Origin of the sequence: Paenibacillus sp. BIC5C1, assembly GCF_032399705.1 — a bacterium.
Lineage (GTDB): Bacteria > Bacillota > Bacilli > Paenibacillales > Paenibacillaceae > Paenibacillus > Paenibacillus taichungensis_A.
Window position 1 is genome coordinate 6,866,396 of record NZ_CP135922.1, and the last position, 15,868, is coordinate 6,882,263.

The following is a 15,868-nucleotide window of genomic DNA, read 5'->3' on the forward strand; positions in this document are numbered from 1 at the left end:
TCCCGTAAAAGGCAAAAAAGCTAACTGCGTGTTTTGAGCACGAGTTAGCTTTTGAAGAGATAATATATGATTAGGTTTGAAGAATTTTGAATTGAATTAATCCCGGCTCCGCAGCTTCCCAAGCAAACGAATAATTTCAATATACAGCCATACCAGCGTAACCATTAATCCAAATGCACCGTACCACTCCATATATTTCGGAGCACCGTTGTCGGCACCACTTTCAATAAAGTCGAAATCAAGTACCAGATTCAGTGCGGCCACAATAACGATGACGACAGAAATCCCGATTCCGATCAGGCTGTTGTCATGCAGATAGGGAACGGTAATCCCGAACAAACCAAGAACAAAACTGAGGAGATACATAATCATGATGCCTCCGGTTGCCGCGACAACCCCCAGCTTGAAATTCTCCGTAGCTTTGATCAGTCTAGTCTTGTATGCCATCAGCAGAGCAATAAAGACAGCCATGGTCAGCAATGCAGCTTGCAGCGTAATGCCGTTGTACAAGTATTCATATGTAGCCGAGAGGGCACCGAGGAACATCCCTTCAGCCACGGCATAGATCGGCACAAGGTAAGGCGCTGCAACAGGTTTAAATGAAATAATCAATGCGAGGATAAATCCGACGATTGCCCCTCCATATGCAAGAGGAAGCACTTCCTGCCCATTGAAAAACATCATCCAGGATGCAAATGCACTGCCCAGCAGAATTACCAGCGTAATAAACGCCTTGTTTACCGTACCGTTGATCGTCATTCTGGTCTGATACCGGTCATCTCCATAACCTCTGGAGTCTTCAAACGTACTATCTTTGAGTGTAGGGTTACCGCTACGTCCGATCAAAGCAATCACCTCTTCTATGTATTTGGTTAATCCTGTATTACCATCTCTACGTTCTACATTGCCATTTCTACGAACTACATATTAAATTGCATATTGAAAAATAAAAATTCTAATGCTTCCAAGCAGACGTGGGATGCAATCCGCAGATCACACCCTTGTCTGTTGACGCAAGGCATAGGCTATATGTCCCAAAACTTTGCGAAAAATACTTTACACTTTATTCAGTACATTCCATCATTTGATTCCCATTCTTATCGCTCTTGGGGCACATTCGAGATACTTATTTGTACAACACTTTATCTACATTGTATTTCGCACGCATCGTGTTGATGATATAGGTCTCGTAAATTTCGCGATCCACCGGATCTTCAATAACGCACACTTCAATGGTGGTTACTTCCTCGCGGTGTGACTTCATTGGTGATACGGTATCTTCAAAATGCTTCTTGATGCGCGGTCTTAATTTTCGTGCTTTCCCGACAAATAACAACTCATCATCGGCATTGTAAAACATAAAGATACCGCCCTTTTCCCGCGTAATCAGGTGGAAATCGGTGAATCCATAAATGTGGCTAAGCTGTGGATCAGCCTGCTTCGTGATAATGACATCTGGTGTTGGCACAGTAATATTAATCAATAGGTTCACTTCCTCATTATCTATAGGTTTACATCCTATCATATATTATAAAGGGAAACCATTTCATTAATAAGAAGCAAGATTCAAGCTTTTTTCAACTATTACGACAAATATTTCAAAAAAAAGGTTAACTTCCCTGATTCAAAGTGGTACTATAGGGGTATGAGGAAGAATTTGGGCACTAAGACATATGTCTTTATATCTACTTCCGTCTATTGTACCCTATGATTGATCATCTTTTTCATACTGAATTCTGTTACGCGCGCACGACAAGAGTACAGTTAGCAAGAACTTAGCCTTATAGCTTTAAGATTCATCATCTAATCGACCCTTGCAGCAAGCAAACGTAGAAAGATCCTAGATTTACGAAGCTAGTATAGAATTGGATTGACCTAGAAAGCCTGCAATTATAGCCGTACGAGAGTAAATAGACACACGTAGAAGGACAGACAGCTATCGATCCTAGAGAGACTAGTCATGCAACGCCAACCTAGAAAGTTATAGCAGCAGCACTATAAAAGATGGATCACGTTTCACCCCAGCCCGGCATGATGCCAGGGCTTTTTTACGTTTTGCCCAAACAACTAACCACTCCCGCAGGGAAACAGAGGTATCGTGGTTCTTTCTGCGGGGGTTATAATATGGCAAGATAGCAAATAAGGGAGTGATGGGATGTATTCCGATCTGCAATTGACGGAGGACCGCCCTGTATATATACAAGTCAAAGATTATATGAAGCGATTGATGCTCAAAGGCGGCCTGCAAGCCAAACAAAAGCTTCCTTCTACCCGCGAACTCAGTACACTCATGAAAGTAAGCCGCAGCACGATTCTGCTGGCCTATGCTGAATTGGAGGAAGAAGGCCTGATCTACGCGGTCAAAGGAAAAGGCAATTACGTTAGTTCAACCATTGATGCACCTGAGGCAACGTCCGGGTGGCAGCTGGACTGGAACGAACGTGTCAGTGACTACGCAATTCAGGCGGAGCAATATGATCTGATGAAGCATGGCTCAGGATCGGAGCGCGGTGAGATTTCATTTACCAGCATTGCGCCCGATGAGAAGCTGTTCGACATGCACAATGTAAAAAGAGCCTTTCTCGACCGGATGTCGCTTGAAGGTGAAGTGCTGTTGAATTACGGATATGCGCAAGGCTACAGGCCTCTTATGAAGTATCTGCTGCAATATATGGAAAATAAAGGTGTTGACCTGACCGGCAAGGATATTCTGATTACCAACGGATTTACGGAAGGTTTTGATCTGGTACTGGGTGCACTTCGCAAAAAAAGCGGTAGGGCCCTGTGCGAAAACCCGACACACCATACCGCTGTTAAAAATCTGAGGCTTCATCAATTCCATCTCACCGGTGTGGATATGGAATCAGATGGTCTGAATCTGCGGCAGCTGGAACGGGAACTTGAAGCAAACCCGTATGATCTGGCCTATCTCGTACCCTCTTACCACAATCCAACCGGGATCGTCACATCACCTGCCAAACGGACAGAGATCATTCGGTTGATGAACCAGTACCATGTGCCGATTATTGAAGACGGCTTTAACGAGGAATTGCGGTATTCCGGTTCCCATGTCTCCCCTCTGATTGCCAGTGTGGGCAAAGGGAACGGACTCGTATATCTGGGTAGCTTCTCCAAGGTTTTGTTTCCGGGACTGCGCGTAGGCTGGGTCATTGCGGATGCGGCGCTGATTGATTATCTGGAAAGCATGAAACGGGCGCGCAGCATTCATACCTCGACGCTGGATCAGTCACTGCTTTATCAATATCTGAGCAACGGCAATTTCGAGAAATACTTGAAGCGTGCCCGCACGGAGTACAAGCGAAAATATGAGCTGGTCGTTCGCTGCTTGCGGCAGTATCTGCCGATGTGCCGGGTTTCCGGTGAAGGCGGCCTTCACCTGTTCGTACAATTTCCATCAGAATACCGCACGAGGGAACTGCTGGCGGCTTGCAAGGTAAAAGGCGTTACCTTCATGCCCGGGGATACCTTTTATCTTGAACCGGGTCAGGGACAAAACACAATGCGTTTGGGCTTCTCCCGGGTCAGCGATGAGAACATTCGCAAAGGCATTCGCATCATTGGCGAGACGGTTGCTCAAATGAGATGAGGAGGATTCACATGAAAGTTGGCGTTATTATGGGTGGCACATCTTCGGAGCGGGATGTTTCCCTGCTCACCGGACAGGAGATGATCAACCATCTGGATGGACAGAAGTATGAGGTTATTCCGGTGGAAATCAACAGCAAGCGTGATCTCATCGAGAAAGCCGCAGGATTGGATGTGGCACTGCTCGCTCTGCACGGCAAATACGGCGAGGATGGCACGATTCAAGGTACGTTAGAGTCGCTGGGCGTTCCTTATACAGGCTGTGGTGTACTCGCGAGCAGTGTATGCATGGACAAAGATATGTCCAAACGGCTCATACAGCATGCGGGTATACCTACTGGCGAGTGGCTTCAGGTAAGCAGTCTGAATGAATTGTCATCAACCGCTGTGCAGCAGTTAACATATCCCGTTGTGGTAAAGCCCAATTCAGGTGGTTCCAGCATCGGTACACAAGTGGTGCAGGAACCCTCGGCTCTTCATGCGGCTGTAGAAGCGGCTCTCGTTTGGGACGAAGTCGTCATGATCGAGCAATATATTGAGGGCGAAGAGATTACCTGCGCCGTTCTGGATGGTCAGATGCTTCCTGTTATCTCGATTCGTTCAAATGCCGATTTTTTCGATTACACCTCCAAATATAATGACTGCGGCGCTGAGGAGCAGGTCGTTCATTTGCCTGCCGATTTGCATAAACGTGTAGAAGCGGCGGCATTAACCTGTTACCGGGTGTTGAAATGCAGTGTATATGCTCGCGTGGACATGATGATTCGAGATGGCATGCCCTATGTGCTTGAGGTGAACACGCTTCCGGGTCTTACCCGAAATAGCCTGCTGCCCAAAAGTGCAGCCGCTGCTGGTATCTCCTTTGCCAGTTTGCTGGATTCCATTATTGATCTCTCGTTAAAAGAACGTCAAAAGGAGGCAACGCGATCATGAGTCTGAATGTATCGATTCGTAACAGTACCCCTGAAGATCTGCAGGATATGGTCATTCTTATGGATCAACTCGGTTATCCAACCACGTATGCCGAGATGAAGGTGCGTTATTCGCATATCGCTGCGGATTCAAACTTTGCAACGTTGGTTGCCGAAGTCCGTGGCCGTGTCGTTGGATTGATTGGTCTACAGACATCTTACCTATATGAAAAAAACGGAAGACACTGCCGCATCATGGCTCTCATCGTGCATGATCAGTTCAGAAGCTCCGGCATCGGTCGTCAGCTTATTCTGGAAGCAGAGCAGTGGGCAGCCACTCATGGCGTGGATTCCTTATCTCTAAACAGCGGTAATCGCCCGGATCGTGAAGCTGCGCATGAATTCTACCAACAGATGGGCTTTACCGCGGGAAGTACCGGATTTAGCAAAAAGCCTCAGGCTTTGCAGCATAGCTGACTGTTTACAACGTAACATCAAAAAAACGCCCATTTCCAACACAAAGGTCGGAAACGGGCGTTCTCTATTTCGCTATAAGTAATTTATCTTTTGGCCTTCATGGATTCATACGCAGCAAGTAACTCCTCTATAGCCACTCCATTAATCTTCATTCCTGCCACCTGGCACCGTTCCAACTGTACGTCGGATAGATCACAGTCATTGAAATGACTGCCCTTGAGATCACAATGCTCCCAACGCATGGGTACTCTGTCTTGGCCGAGATGTGTATCCTGAAATTGAACACCATCCAAAGCACAGAATTCAACCTTGCTATCTGTTAAACGTAAATCGGCCAGTAATATGCTGGTCATATTCAGATTGGTGAATTTACCCCCACTCAGGTTGCAATCGGTGATCCGGATATCCCGAAGATTGCTGGTGCTGAAGCGAAGTGAATCGAGATCAGCTTGGTAAAATTCATTAATCGACTCACCCTTAACGTTGGATAATTCCTCGGATGGGAGCTGGATTACAGGCTCTATTGTTATGATTTTCTCATATCCATATTCATCTTCAGACGCATAGAGACAGACATAACCCATTTTCTCATAAAAATGATGATTATCCCGCTGTCTTCCCGAGGTCTCCAGCTTCCATACCCCAATCTCAGGGAATTCGGCCTCAACAAGCCTGATGACCTGAGATCCTATACCCCGACCATGACAAACGGGATCAATAAAGATTTTATCCAGCCTCGCATGCCTGCTTCCCAATACATTGACACTGACTCCACCAATGGTGCATCCATCCCATTCAATAACGTAATAGTCCCATTCACGGATCACGTAACTGTGCATACGAACAGACGAATAGCCTGGTGGACAAAGGTTGCTGTCCGGAACTGTGTCTCCCATAGCCCAGACCCTGATCGCATGATCAAAGGCTCTGGTACATATCTCCGTAAGCACTTCAGCATCCTCTTGGCGTGCACGGCGAAGATGAACTTGAGATTGCAGCCCCAGTGAAGATGCTGGTGCCGGCTGTACTTTATATCGTTCAAAATAATCGTAGTCAGCCTGATCCGAAAGTTTTCTGCGAGAGACATAACGAAATCCAGCATGTTCAAGCACCTTGCGTGAAGGCTGGTTAAACGGCTTTACAATACCCACGATTCGATCCAACAGAGTATTCTCGAACAAGTATGTCGTTAAGGCATTCACTGCTTCTGTGACATACCCTTTATTCCGATAATCCCTTGAAATGGCGTAAGCCACTTCACGATCATTACTATCCAGCATGTCATTGGGAAACACACCACACCAGCCAATGATTTGCTGATCTTTGTTGTGCACAACAGCCAGCATGACCCTTACATCTTTCGGGTCGAACTGCTCGTAACTGCCAACAACGAATTGCAGAAAACCATGCAGCTGTTCCTCTGTCATCCTCCATTCGGGAAGAATATCCGTGATTTCGGGTTGTCGGGTTAATGCATACAGTGCGTCCTGGTCTTCCAGCGTTAGTGGACGTAATGTAATCGAACTGGATTGGATGGTCAATTGACTTTTCATATATAACACCTCTGGGGATATATTTGGGATGACACGACAAAGAGGAGCACCTCCAATAGAGGCACTCCCCGATTCGTTTCATCATTTCAGAAACGCCGAAGCTCCTCGTAATGGGTCAAAAAGGACACACGTATCCCGTTATTGGTCTAACGGAATTTTTTCGATGTGTTCTTTCATGATCATTACGAGAAATCTGGCATACTCTGAAATCCCCTCTCAACCTAAGGCTTACATACAAATCTTACTTATGGCCGGTCAATGAAAATCCAGCCTGTTTCTTTTTCCTTATCTACAGATGCCCCAAGAGACTCTGCCATAAAGCGCAGCGGGACATAGGTTTTGCCGTTTTTGCCTACATAGGCGGGTTCAACCATCGTTACTTCCTTGCCTGCAACGGTTGCCTTCTTGGAACCTACAGTCAGGATAATCTCATCGCCAGTGATATCGTCAATAACGACGATTTTATCCGACCCTTTGGTCCATTTCACTTCAGCATCCAATTCCTCGGACAGATAACGAAGAGGAACAAATGTTGTATTTTTAACAGTGATTGCACCATAGGATTCGTCGTCCGGATACAACATGACATATTTACGGGTGATTCCCGCTTCATCCTTCAACAGCTGATACACAAGTGAATTGGAATCAAAATTGCGCAACATCTGACCTGGCGTGATATCTCCCTGCATCAGATCAATTGCACCGTCCGTTTTGTCCACGGCATCCACAGTTACTGGTCCACCAATATTCCACAGTTCACTGTCACCGTATACGGATACCGATTTGATCGGCAGATCTTCAGAAGCAGGCAACGCTACTTTGAAATCATAAATCTGTTTACGGATATTCAGCGCGCTGTCCAGATAAAAGTCCAATTTGAGATTGGTATCTGTTCCGAATACCGTCTTCAGTTCAGGTGTTTCGGTCAACAAGCTGGCTAGTTCCTTGTCGTAATTGGCAAGAATCTCGTCAAGACCGCCCTTAATCGTTTCGTACAATGAAGCAACTTCGGCATCCCGTGATTCGCTAATCGTAGACGGAAGGGCACTGCCGTCGCCATTATCAACTGTGTTGATTGTAACGAGGATAGGGTAGAACACATCATACAGATCTCCAATCAGATCCTTGAGTCCTTGCTCGTCCTGAGCAACACTTGTCAGAAACGGTTTAACCATGGCAAGAAGCTCTTCTCCACTGATCTCCACATGCAGCTTGGAGAGACTCAGCGATTCACCGTTAACCGATTCCTGTACCGGGGTTACGGAAATATTTTTCGGGTTGGACAAATGCTTCAGCGCAAAGGTCAGCAATTTCGGGGAAAGCTCCTCAATCTGCTTCTCCAACGCCTTCGTATCTAGCATAGGAAGCGTGTCATCCTCCAAAGATATGTATAGAGGCTTTTGCGCTCCATCTACATCAATGACCATTTCCGATTTATCCATCGACAGATGGAAAGGCAATTTCTTTCCTTGCATACTTAGTGTCCCTTTGACAGACGCCGTGCTGGAGTCCTTCACTTTGGCATCTTCAATATCCAATGAAATGGAATTAATGAGTTCAATCATTTGAAGAGCATCCTCATCGACGAGGTTTGCTGTCGGTTCAATTTTTATATGCATGGACTGTTTGGATTCACCGGACTTGACGGTTGTACTGTTGACAACGGCTTTGCCAATATCTACGCCACCTACGGCTTGACATCCCGTAAGCGCAACCATCATCAAAACGAGTGGTACGGCAAGCCACTTCACTAGCTTGTGATTTTTGATACGATCTCCTCCTTAGGAAAAATGTGGTTCACTCCTATTATGAGGGTTATAGGTAATTGTTGTAAACCAGATCCATAAATAAATACCAAAAAAAGGCCGAACAAATGTCCGACCTCGGGTACGACGTATATTTAAATATTTGATGTAATTGGCTGCTATAACACTACGCCTATTCAAATCATAAACAGTTAAGTTTATTCTTTTTCTCTATCCTCTGCCTCTGTATCCTCATCCGATTCTTTACCATCGGTACGTGCAGGGGTTTCAAATTGATCCGGCTCGTCGTCTTGAATGGCTTTGTTCTCTTCATTCTGGTCCTGTGTCATATCGTATTCCCTCTCTTCTACCGGATTTCAGGCACAGTCTGTGCCTTGTTTCTATCAATAACCGGAATTATGAAGAACTAAACAAACGTAGGTGCGAAATTTCAATTTAAAATTTAGAAAATATAAAAGACAATCCCGTTCCCGCTTGCAGCCGTTGCCTGAAATAAAGCCTGAACATCATTCAGTGCCTGAACGATCTCCTGGAATGTCTCCTCTGCGTCCCAATCATCCATGACAGGATACACGCCCTCAGCTACCATTTGTTCCAGGCTAAACCGTTTCTTCAATTCTTCAGGTGTCAGTTGTTCTAACGCCATGTACGCCTCAAGCACCTGTTCATTGTTCAGCAGGAACAGATCCATGTCTGAATAGTTGCCCAGATATTGTTCACCTGCCAAAGGGACCACATATCCCAGAGGAGGCTGCCCCTCTACCACTTCACCAGTCAACGTAAACTGTAGCATCTGCCACATTTTATCGATATCCAGCTCGACCGAGCAATCATGTACACTGACTTCACCTGACTTAATGGATTCAACCAATTCATTGGTGACAACAAGATATCTGCCGGACATGCCCATACCCTTATCCCTCCTATGTATATACTTCTCTTCCTTCCCATTAACCGTGCATGTTGTACAAGAATCGGGGTAAAGAGGTGGAAAGGAACAATAATCTTCAAGGAGGAGCGGAATCCATGAAAAAGTTTGATTACAGCCTCAATTACGAGGAGCTTGATCTGCGCAAGCAGCCTGAACTGTATACCATTGGCCGGGGGGAACAAGGGGTATTAATGGTGGAGCCCTACAAAAGCGAGATTCTACCGCACTGGCGGTTCAAAACACCTGAAATTGCGAAAGAATCCTCGCAGAAGATCTACGAACTATTTTTGGAGTATAAGAAAAGGGATGACTTTGTCGGTATGGATATGGCACGCAAGTTTTTGCAAATGGGTTATACGCGGGCAAGGCGGTATACGAATCATAAAGGCGGACGCAAATATTCGAAGGAGGACGGCTCCATCCTGCCTTATCAGAATGATAAGGTGAAGGCTGAATCAGCAGCCATTTTCAAAGCACAATGGGAGATTGCCAAAACGGACCGGGATTATGTGAAAATGAAGCAGGAGCACCGGGAAAAGTACGAGTCGGAGAACACGCAGGAGCATGGGTGAAAATACATGATTCATGCAGATGTTCATTTTGATATAATGCAATACATCAAGCTTCATACACGAGATTAACGATGTACACCCATCCAAAGGAGCCCTCATGAACCCACCTAGCCACCATTTCGTTCTGACGCTTGTTTGCATCACCCTGTGTCTGTTTATTCTGCTTCCTCTGCCTGCGTCTGCAGCCAAGTCTGAACTTGCCAGACAACATGAAATGACGGCCTTTGGTCCGCTACAAAGCGATGTTGACGGGATGCAGCCGGGATGGAACCTGGGAAATTCCCTGGACACGGTCGGACCTGATGAAACGTATTGGGGAAACCCGCGAGTTACCCGCGAACTGATACAGCAGATCGCTGCTAAGGGATACCGAAGTATTCGCATTCCCGTCACATGGGATGGGCATATTGGGGATGCACCAGACTATACTGTTGATCCAGCATACATGGCTCGTGTTCAGGAGGTTGTCCAATGGGCGCTGGAAACCAATCTCTATGTCGTTGTGAACGTTCACCATGATTCCTATCTGTGGATTAGCCAACTGGAGACGGACCATGATCAGGTGCTTTCCCGTTATAAAGCAATATGGGCTCAGATTGCCACGCAGTTCAAAGATAAACCACGTAAGCTGATGTTTGAGAGTGTTAACGAACCGCGCTTTAACCGCGGAGCAACAAATGCAGGCGACATGGGCTCAGGCAGCAATATTAATGAGGCACGGCAGCTGGAGCTTTTGCATGAATTAAACACTGCATTTGTTGAGCTGGTACGAGAAACGGGTGGAAATAACAGCGAGCGCCCGTTAGTCCTGCCTACGCTGGAAAGTTCACCAACACAGGTGAGACTCGACAGTTTGAGGCAGACGATAGCCGGGCTGAAGGACCACAACCTGATTGCTACGGTGCATTATTACGGATACTGGCCGTTCAGCGTCAACATTGCAGGACATACCACCTTCGACACGGATACGAAAAATGATGCGGCCAGCACGTTCAACAATGTGTACAACACGCTGGTTGTTCAAGGTATTCCGGTTATTCTCGGTGAATACGGCCTGCTCGGTTTTGACAAACATACCGATGTCATCGAACAGGGAGAGAAGCTGAAATATTTTGAATTCGTCGGCCATCAGTCAAAAGAAAAAAAGATCGCGTCCATGTTATGGGACAACGGTCAGCATCTGAATCGGCAAACATTCCAGTGGGCTGACCCGGATTTATTCCAGATGATCCAAGCTTCCTGGACAGGACGCTCTGCCATAGGTGAAAGCGATCTGCTCTATTTCAGACAAGGTTCGCCTGTGGGAGACAGACAATTGACGATCAAGTTAAACGGAAACAAACTGGTTGCCCTGTATGCGAGTGATCAGATGCTGCAAGCTGGCACGGATTATTCGTTCACTGGCAGCACGTTGACCGTCAAAGCCGCTGCGTTATCCCGGATGATCAGCTCAAGTCAGAAGCTTGGGAACAACGGGATACTCACAGCGAAATTCAATCAGGGGGCAGAATGGAACTGGAATGTGATTGTGTTTACGGAGCCTGAGTTGAGCGGCGCAACAGGTACGGTAGACTCCTTCTCCATTCCTACCCAGTTTCAAGGTGATCAGCTTGCCACGATGGAGGCTGTGTATACATCTGGTGAGAATACCACGCCACAGGACTGGACACCGTATAAGGAATTCTTGAGTACATTTGCTCCTTCTTATGAAACGAATGAAATTAAACTACAGCCCGATTGGCTCAAAGAACTGCGCGACGGACAGATCGAGCTGACATTTCACTTCTGGAGTGGTGAGCTCATTCGCTACACTCTGATTAAGAACGGAAATCTGGTGACTGGCAAGGTACAAAATAATTGAAACTGATCGCGGGTTGGGATTGTACGACCCGTTGATTGCAATGGGCGCTGCTGGATGCAGCCTGACCTATGAAGTATTGAAGATTGTTCAAGTAAAGACGCTACCAGTGGGTAATCCCCGCTGGCAGCGTCTTTCGGTTTGGTAAGTTTGGTATGGTTAAGCCTGTGCCTTTTGCGGCTTGCCGCTTTTCGAACGGGGCCGAAGCATGCCCCCTACGATGCGCAGCATTTGTCTGCGCGGCATAAGGCGAGCAAACTGGGCCGTCCAGTAATTGGAGGCACCTGGCACAGCATACGGCTTGCCTGACGCCAACGCCTTCATCGCTACTTCCACAACATGCTCGGGCGTATCCCGTTTGCCTACCGAGGCCTCTTCGGCTCCTACTACGTCAAAGAATGAGGTATCGGTCGAGCCAGGGCATAGAGCCAAAAACTGAACGCCTCGCTTCCGGTTCTCTTCATACAACGCCTCTGTAAAAGAAAGAACGAAAGATTTCGTAGCCCCATATACAGCCATGTATGGGTCAGGTTGAAAAGCAGCCGTTGAAGAAACGTTGATGACGGTGCCGTTCCGTTTTTGCAGCATGCCTGGCAGGAAAAGATGGGTCATGTTCATGACTGCGAGTACATTCAGCATAATCTCTTCCTGCTGCCGTGCACCATCCACCTGTTCAAACATTCCATGCGTGGCAAATCCCGCATTGTTGATTAATACATTAACCTGTATGCCCCGATTCATACATTCCTCATAAACGTGTTGTGGTGCATCCGCCTGGGATAGATCCGCTACAATTACTTCCGTCTTCACTTGATAGGTTCGCTCAATCCGTTCTGCCAGTTGACGCAATTTGGACTCTGTTCGAGCCACCAAGACCACATGTTTGCCTTTTGACGCCATCTCCAATGCAAAAGTCTGCCCAATTCCTGAAGAAGCCCCCGTAATGAGTACCCATTGATTTTGAACCTGCTTCATATCTCATCCACCTTTTTCGGACACTCGTTTTTTATTGGAAACACTGTTTCCTAATGAAATCATCGTACTCCCTTGTCTTCTTACTGTCAACTTCTTTTGATCATTTGACGATTTCCAACGTAAAACAGTAGAATGACGATAAGAAACACGGTTTCCGTTAAACAACAATATGGATGTATGAGGATGAGATAGATGAAAGATCACAATTCGGGTTCCAAAGAATCCGCTCACACAGTTACTACCTTTCAGGAAGCCAGACTCCAGCACTCCGAAAACCTGCGCCAAAATATTGTGCATGCCGCCGCATCCTTGCTGCAAGAGCACGGCCCCGAGGCCGTTACAGTTCGGCGCGTGGCAGAACGAATGGAGTGCTCCACCAAAATCATATATAACCTTTTTGGCAAGAAAGAAGGGTTAGCCAAATACCTATATATGGAGGGGTGCTCCCTCCTATCCCAATCGTTTGAATCCGTGCCTCAGCAAGCATCATTCGAGAATTATTTTCGCGATCTCGCTTATGCCTACTGGGATTTCGGAATTACACAATCCAGCTTCTATCAGCTGATGTTTGGCGGTTCATTTGCAGAATTCAAACCAGATGCAGAGAGTCTGCAAGGAACAGCAACTGCTCTCAAACAAATTACGTCCCTGGTTGCGGCCTCAATTGAGCAGGGAATGCTTAAGGAGAACGATCTACTGCTTGCTGTCCGTATGATATGGGCCCCTCTACATGGTGTCATCCACCTGTACCTGGGAGGCCATATTGAGACTGAAGAGGCCGCGAAACGGCTATACGATCATACGTTGTCCATGGTTATTCTCTCCCTTGTTGGGGTATCTTCCAATGGCTAAGCCATGAATTGATAAGGAAACGAAAGAAGGAGCAGGCACTTCATCGCTCGGATGAAGGACCTGCTCCTTCTTATAATTATATATAAGGGATTACTATCGCTAATTAACGTGCGGCTTCGTTCTCAGCTTCCCAACGCGAAATTTCAGCACGTACTTTGGGAGCGACTTCTTTGCCGAGCAGTTCAATAGCTTTCATCACTTCTTCATGCGGCATCGTACCGAGGGGAGTGTGTAACATGAAACGTGTGATACCCACCTCTTTGCGCAGATAGATAATCTTCTGAGCCACGGTATCTACATCACCCACATACAATGCGCCTTCCAGACTGCGTGCCGCGTCAAAGGTTGCACGGCTGTAGTGTCCCCAGCCGCGTTCACGGCCCAGTATGTTCATTACAGCCTGAGCTGGAGGGAAGAATTTCTCCACGGCTTCATCTGTTGTATCCGCAATGAACCCATGAGAGTGGGAAGCCACAGTCAGTTTGGATGCGTCGTGTCCTGCATGTGCGGCTGCTTTTTTGTACAACTCCACCAGTGGTGCGAATTGAACGGGGCGTCCACCAATAATGGCGAGCACAAGTGGTAATCCAAGCAGACCTGCGCGGACAACCGATTCCTGGTTACCACCACTACCGATCCATACCGGAAGTTTTTCCTGTACCGGACGCGGGTAGATGCCCAGATTATTAAAGGAAGGGCGGTGTTTGCCTTCCCAAGTTACTTTTTCCGAATCACGCAGCTTTAAGAGTAGCTCCAATTTCTCGTCAAACAACTCATCATAGTCGTTCAGATCATAACCGAACAATGGGAATGACTCAATGAATGATCCCCGCCCTGCCATAATCTCCGCACGCCCATTCGAAATGCCGTCCAGCGTTGCGAAATCCTGAAATACCCGTACCGGATCAGCCGAAGATAGCACCGTTACAGCGCTGGTTAGGCGAATGCGTTTGGTCTGTGAAGCTGCGGCAGCCAGAATGACAGCTGGTGATGAAGCGGCATAGTCAGAACGATGGTGTTCTCCCACACCATACACATCCAGCCCCACCTGATCTGCCAAAACAATCTCTTCAACAACGTCGCGAATACGCTGCGCATGACTTATAAGTTCTCCTGTGTTTACATCTGGGTTCGTTTCCACAAATGTACTGATTCCGATTTCCATTGTCTATTCCTCCCTGTTATGAAGCGATCCGTCGTTTATCTAACCTATTGTAAGTAGATCACCTTTTGTTATTTGTCTTAATATTGAACTATTTTGAGGAAAAATACAAGTGCCCCCTGTTTTCCAGAGGGCACTTTCGTGACATATTCTTATCAAAATCCAATGATTTCATGATGATTTCTTTTTCCCAATGTACAGCAGATGAGACGAGATTCCCAGTATTGACGGGTCTTTGGCCGCCTCAATCATATACTGGATCAACTCATCGTATTCCCCGCGTTCTTTCCAATATTGCTGCTGCTCTTCTGTGAGCATGGCTCTCAGACTGGACGATCCAATCAGGTCTACCGTTTCGAATCCGTACTGCTCCATAAATGGGTTAATATCCTGTATATTAAAATAATACGCTCCCGTAAACCGTCCTTGATCCAGATGATCGAATGTCCCCTTTTCCACAAAAGACCGGATAGCTTCCATGTGGTCATGTGGTTTCCATTGCTGCGGGAATTGCAAAGAGGTAATGCCCATTCGCATCCGGCTCTGCATCGCTACAAACACAGTTCCCCCACGCTTGGTGACCCGATGCAGCTCCCGTACCGCAGCCACTCGCTCTTCTTCCGTCTGCAAATGATACAACGGTCCCAGCATCAGCGACGCATCATATGTCTCATCTGCAATACCGTCCAGATGGGTCGCATCCAACGCATAAAATCCTTCAAACTTCCGTGTCAAATCCAATTCCTTTGCCTTCTGCTGAGCCATATCCACAGATGCAGGGGTCAGGTCTGACAGCGTGACATGGTATCCGAGCTTAGCAAGCTCCATCGCATATTTGCCTGGTCCTGCGCCATTATCAAGCACAAGTCCGGTTGCCGGAAGTGACTCTCGGATATAATGCATATTAATGATGAACTCCAGCGGTTCCCGGTCCAACCTTCCCCACTCGTCAAATCTGGAATAATACTCAATCACACGTGATCTTTCCATAATTCTGCACCTGCCTTTTCTCAACATCAAGGCCATATAAAAAACAAAAAACCTGCCGCCTCAACTAAGAGGCGACAGGTCTGACCTTCGCGGTACCACTCTTCTTGATCCATGAACAGGATTGGATACATCATGCTCCAACCTACCCTGCCATAACATCTCAGGACCTGATGACGGAGGTTAACCGTCAGGATCTACATGAAGTCAGCGTATAG

The 15,868-nt window shown here is 46.8% G+C and carries 15 protein-coding genes; 6 read left to right on the top strand and 9 right to left on the bottom strand.

Features of this window, described 5'->3' with window-relative positions:
- Positions 1-96: 96 nt before the first annotated feature.
- Both RS891_RS30660 and RS891_RS30665 read right to left on the bottom strand, forming a co-directional pair.
- Positions 97-846 carry a Bax inhibitor-1/YccA family protein gene (locus RS891_RS30660; protein WP_064641623.1) on the bottom strand — a complete coding sequence of 250 codons (750 nt, stop codon included), beginning with the start codon at positions 844-846 and terminating at the stop codon, positions 97-99.
- A 280-nt stretch (positions 847-1,126) separates the two neighbouring features.
- Positions 1,127-1,483, bottom strand: a complete 357-nt coding sequence (locus tag RS891_RS30665) for a nucleotide excision repair endonuclease (protein ID WP_090902968.1) — start codon at positions 1,481-1,483, stop codon at positions 1,127-1,129.
- A gap of 672 nt (positions 1,484-2,155) precedes the next feature.
- On the opposite strand from RS891_RS30665, the gene RS891_RS30670 reads away from it, so the two are divergent.
- Genes RS891_RS30670 through RS891_RS30680 form a run of 3 tightly spaced genes read left to right on the top strand, consistent with a single transcriptional unit; the run spans position 2,156 to position 4,994 of the window.
- Positions 2,156-3,607 carry a MocR-like pyridoxine biosynthesis transcription factor PdxR gene (locus RS891_RS30670; RefSeq protein WP_113053183.1) on the top strand — a complete coding sequence of 484 codons (1,452 nt, stop codon included), beginning with the start codon at positions 2,156-2,158 and terminating at the stop codon, positions 3,605-3,607.
- 11 nt (positions 3,608-3,618) lie between these two features.
- Positions 3,619-4,539: a D-alanine--D-alanine ligase gene (locus RS891_RS30675; RefSeq protein WP_315794032.1), complete on the top strand. Its 921-nt coding sequence runs from the start codon at positions 3,619-3,621 to the stop codon at positions 4,537-4,539.
- Complete coding sequence (locus RS891_RS30680) at positions 4,536-4,994, top strand: GNAT family N-acetyltransferase (RefSeq protein WP_315794033.1); 459 nt, start codon at positions 4,536-4,538, stop codon at positions 4,992-4,994. Before RS891_RS30675 ends, RS891_RS30680 begins: the two co-directional genes overlap by 4 nt.
- 83 nt (positions 4,995-5,077) lie before the next feature.
- Here RS891_RS30680 and RS891_RS30685 read toward each other — a convergent pair whose 3' ends face one another.
- The 4 genes from RS891_RS30685 to RS891_RS30700 all read right to left on the bottom strand — a co-directional run bounded on the left by RS891_RS30685 (position 5,078) and on the right by RS891_RS30700 (position 9,223).
- Entirely contained in the window at positions 5,078-6,547 is a 1,470-nt protein-coding gene (locus RS891_RS30685; RefSeq protein WP_315794034.1) for a GNAT family N-acetyltransferase, read from the bottom strand.
- A 245-nt stretch (positions 6,548-6,792) separates the two neighbouring features.
- The gene (locus RS891_RS30690) at positions 6,793-8,298 is read right to left on the bottom strand and encodes a copper amine oxidase N-terminal domain-containing protein (protein ID WP_315794035.1); all 1,506 of its coding nucleotides are present in this window, start codon (positions 8,296-8,298) and stop codon (positions 6,793-6,795) included.
- 212 nt (positions 8,299-8,510) lie between these two features.
- Positions 8,511-8,642, bottom strand: coding sequence for a hypothetical protein (locus tag RS891_RS30695; protein ID WP_258530623.1), 132 nt, complete (start codon positions 8,640-8,642; stop codon positions 8,511-8,513).
- Between the two features lie 113 nt (positions 8,643-8,755).
- Positions 8,756-9,223 (bottom strand): YfbM family protein, encoded by a 468-nt coding sequence (locus RS891_RS30700; RefSeq protein WP_113053185.1) that lies wholly within the window; start codon positions 9,221-9,223, stop codon positions 8,756-8,758.
- 116 nt (positions 9,224-9,339) lie between these two features.
- Between RS891_RS30700 and RS891_RS30705 the strand changes: the two genes are divergently transcribed.
- Both RS891_RS30705 and RS891_RS30710 read left to right on the top strand, forming a co-directional pair.
- On the top strand, positions 9,340-9,816 hold the full coding sequence (locus RS891_RS30705; protein ID WP_315794036.1) for a DUF4385 domain-containing protein: 477 nt from the start codon (positions 9,340-9,342) through the stop codon (positions 9,814-9,816).
- 97 nt (positions 9,817-9,913) lie between these two features.
- Positions 9,914-11,677, top strand: coding sequence for a cellulase family glycosylhydrolase (locus tag RS891_RS30710; RefSeq protein WP_315794037.1), 1,764 nt, complete (start codon positions 9,914-9,916; stop codon positions 11,675-11,677).
- A gap of 156 nt (positions 11,678-11,833) precedes the next feature.
- Here RS891_RS30710 and RS891_RS30715 read toward each other — a convergent pair whose 3' ends face one another.
- On the bottom strand, positions 11,834-12,649 hold the full coding sequence (locus RS891_RS30715) for an SDR family NAD(P)-dependent oxidoreductase (RefSeq protein ID WP_315794038.1): 816 nt from the start codon (positions 12,647-12,649) through the stop codon (positions 11,834-11,836).
- 192 nt (positions 12,650-12,841) lie between these two features.
- Between RS891_RS30715 and RS891_RS30720 the strand changes: the two genes are divergently transcribed.
- On the top strand, positions 12,842-13,501 hold the full coding sequence (locus RS891_RS30720) for a TetR/AcrR family transcriptional regulator (RefSeq protein WP_315794039.1): 660 nt from the start codon (positions 12,842-12,844) through the stop codon (positions 13,499-13,501).
- A 103-nt stretch (positions 13,502-13,604) separates the two neighbouring features.
- Here RS891_RS30720 and RS891_RS30725 read toward each other — a convergent pair whose 3' ends face one another.
- Positions 13,605-14,666 carry an LLM class flavin-dependent oxidoreductase gene (locus RS891_RS30725; protein ID WP_315794040.1) on the bottom strand — a complete coding sequence of 354 codons (1,062 nt, stop codon included), beginning with the start codon at positions 14,664-14,666 and terminating at the stop codon, positions 13,605-13,607.
- Positions 14,667-14,834: 168 nt separating this feature from the next.
- Positions 14,835-15,653 carry a class I SAM-dependent methyltransferase gene (locus RS891_RS30730; RefSeq protein ID WP_113053191.1) on the bottom strand — a complete coding sequence of 273 codons (819 nt, stop codon included), beginning with the start codon at positions 15,651-15,653 and terminating at the stop codon, positions 14,835-14,837.
- Positions 15,654-15,868: the final 215 nt, after the last annotated feature.

Coding starts and splice junctions, on each gene's coding strand:
- RS891_RS30670 (WP_113053183.1), top strand. CDS start 2,156: ATGTATTCCGATCTGCAATTGACGGAGGACCGCCCTGTATATATACAA.
- RS891_RS30675 (WP_315794032.1), top strand. CDS start 3,619: ATGAAAGTTGGCGTTATTATGGGTGGCACATCTTCGGAGCGGGATGTT.
- RS891_RS30680 (WP_315794033.1), top strand. CDS start 4,536: ATGAGTCTGAATGTATCGATTCGTAACAGTACCCCTGAAGATCTGCAG.
- RS891_RS30685 (WP_315794034.1), bottom strand. CDS start 6,547: ATGAAAAGTCAATTGACCATCCAATCCAGTTCGATTACATTACGTCCA.
- RS891_RS30695 (WP_258530623.1), bottom strand. CDS start 8,642: ATGACACAGGACCAGAATGAAGAGAACAAAGCCATTCAAGACGACGAG.
- RS891_RS30700 (WP_113053185.1), bottom strand. CDS start 9,223: ATGGGCATGTCCGGCAGATATCTTGTTGTCACCAATGAATTGGTTGAA.
- RS891_RS30705 (WP_315794036.1), top strand. CDS start 9,340: ATGAAAAAGTTTGATTACAGCCTCAATTACGAGGAGCTTGATCTGCGC.
- RS891_RS30710 (WP_315794037.1), top strand. CDS start 9,914: ATGAACCCACCTAGCCACCATTTCGTTCTGACGCTTGTTTGCATCACC.
- RS891_RS30715 (WP_315794038.1), bottom strand. CDS start 12,649: ATGAAGCAGGTTCAAAATCAATGGGTACTCATTACGGGGGCTTCTTCA.
- RS891_RS30720 (WP_315794039.1), top strand. CDS start 12,842: ATGAAAGATCACAATTCGGGTTCCAAAGAATCCGCTCACACAGTTACT.
- RS891_RS30725 (WP_315794040.1), bottom strand. CDS start 14,666: ATGGAAATCGGAATCAGTACATTTGTGGAAACGAACCCAGATGTAAAC.
- RS891_RS30730 (WP_113053191.1), bottom strand. CDS start 15,653: ATGGAAAGATCACGTGTGATTGAGTATTATTCCAGATTTGACGAGTGG.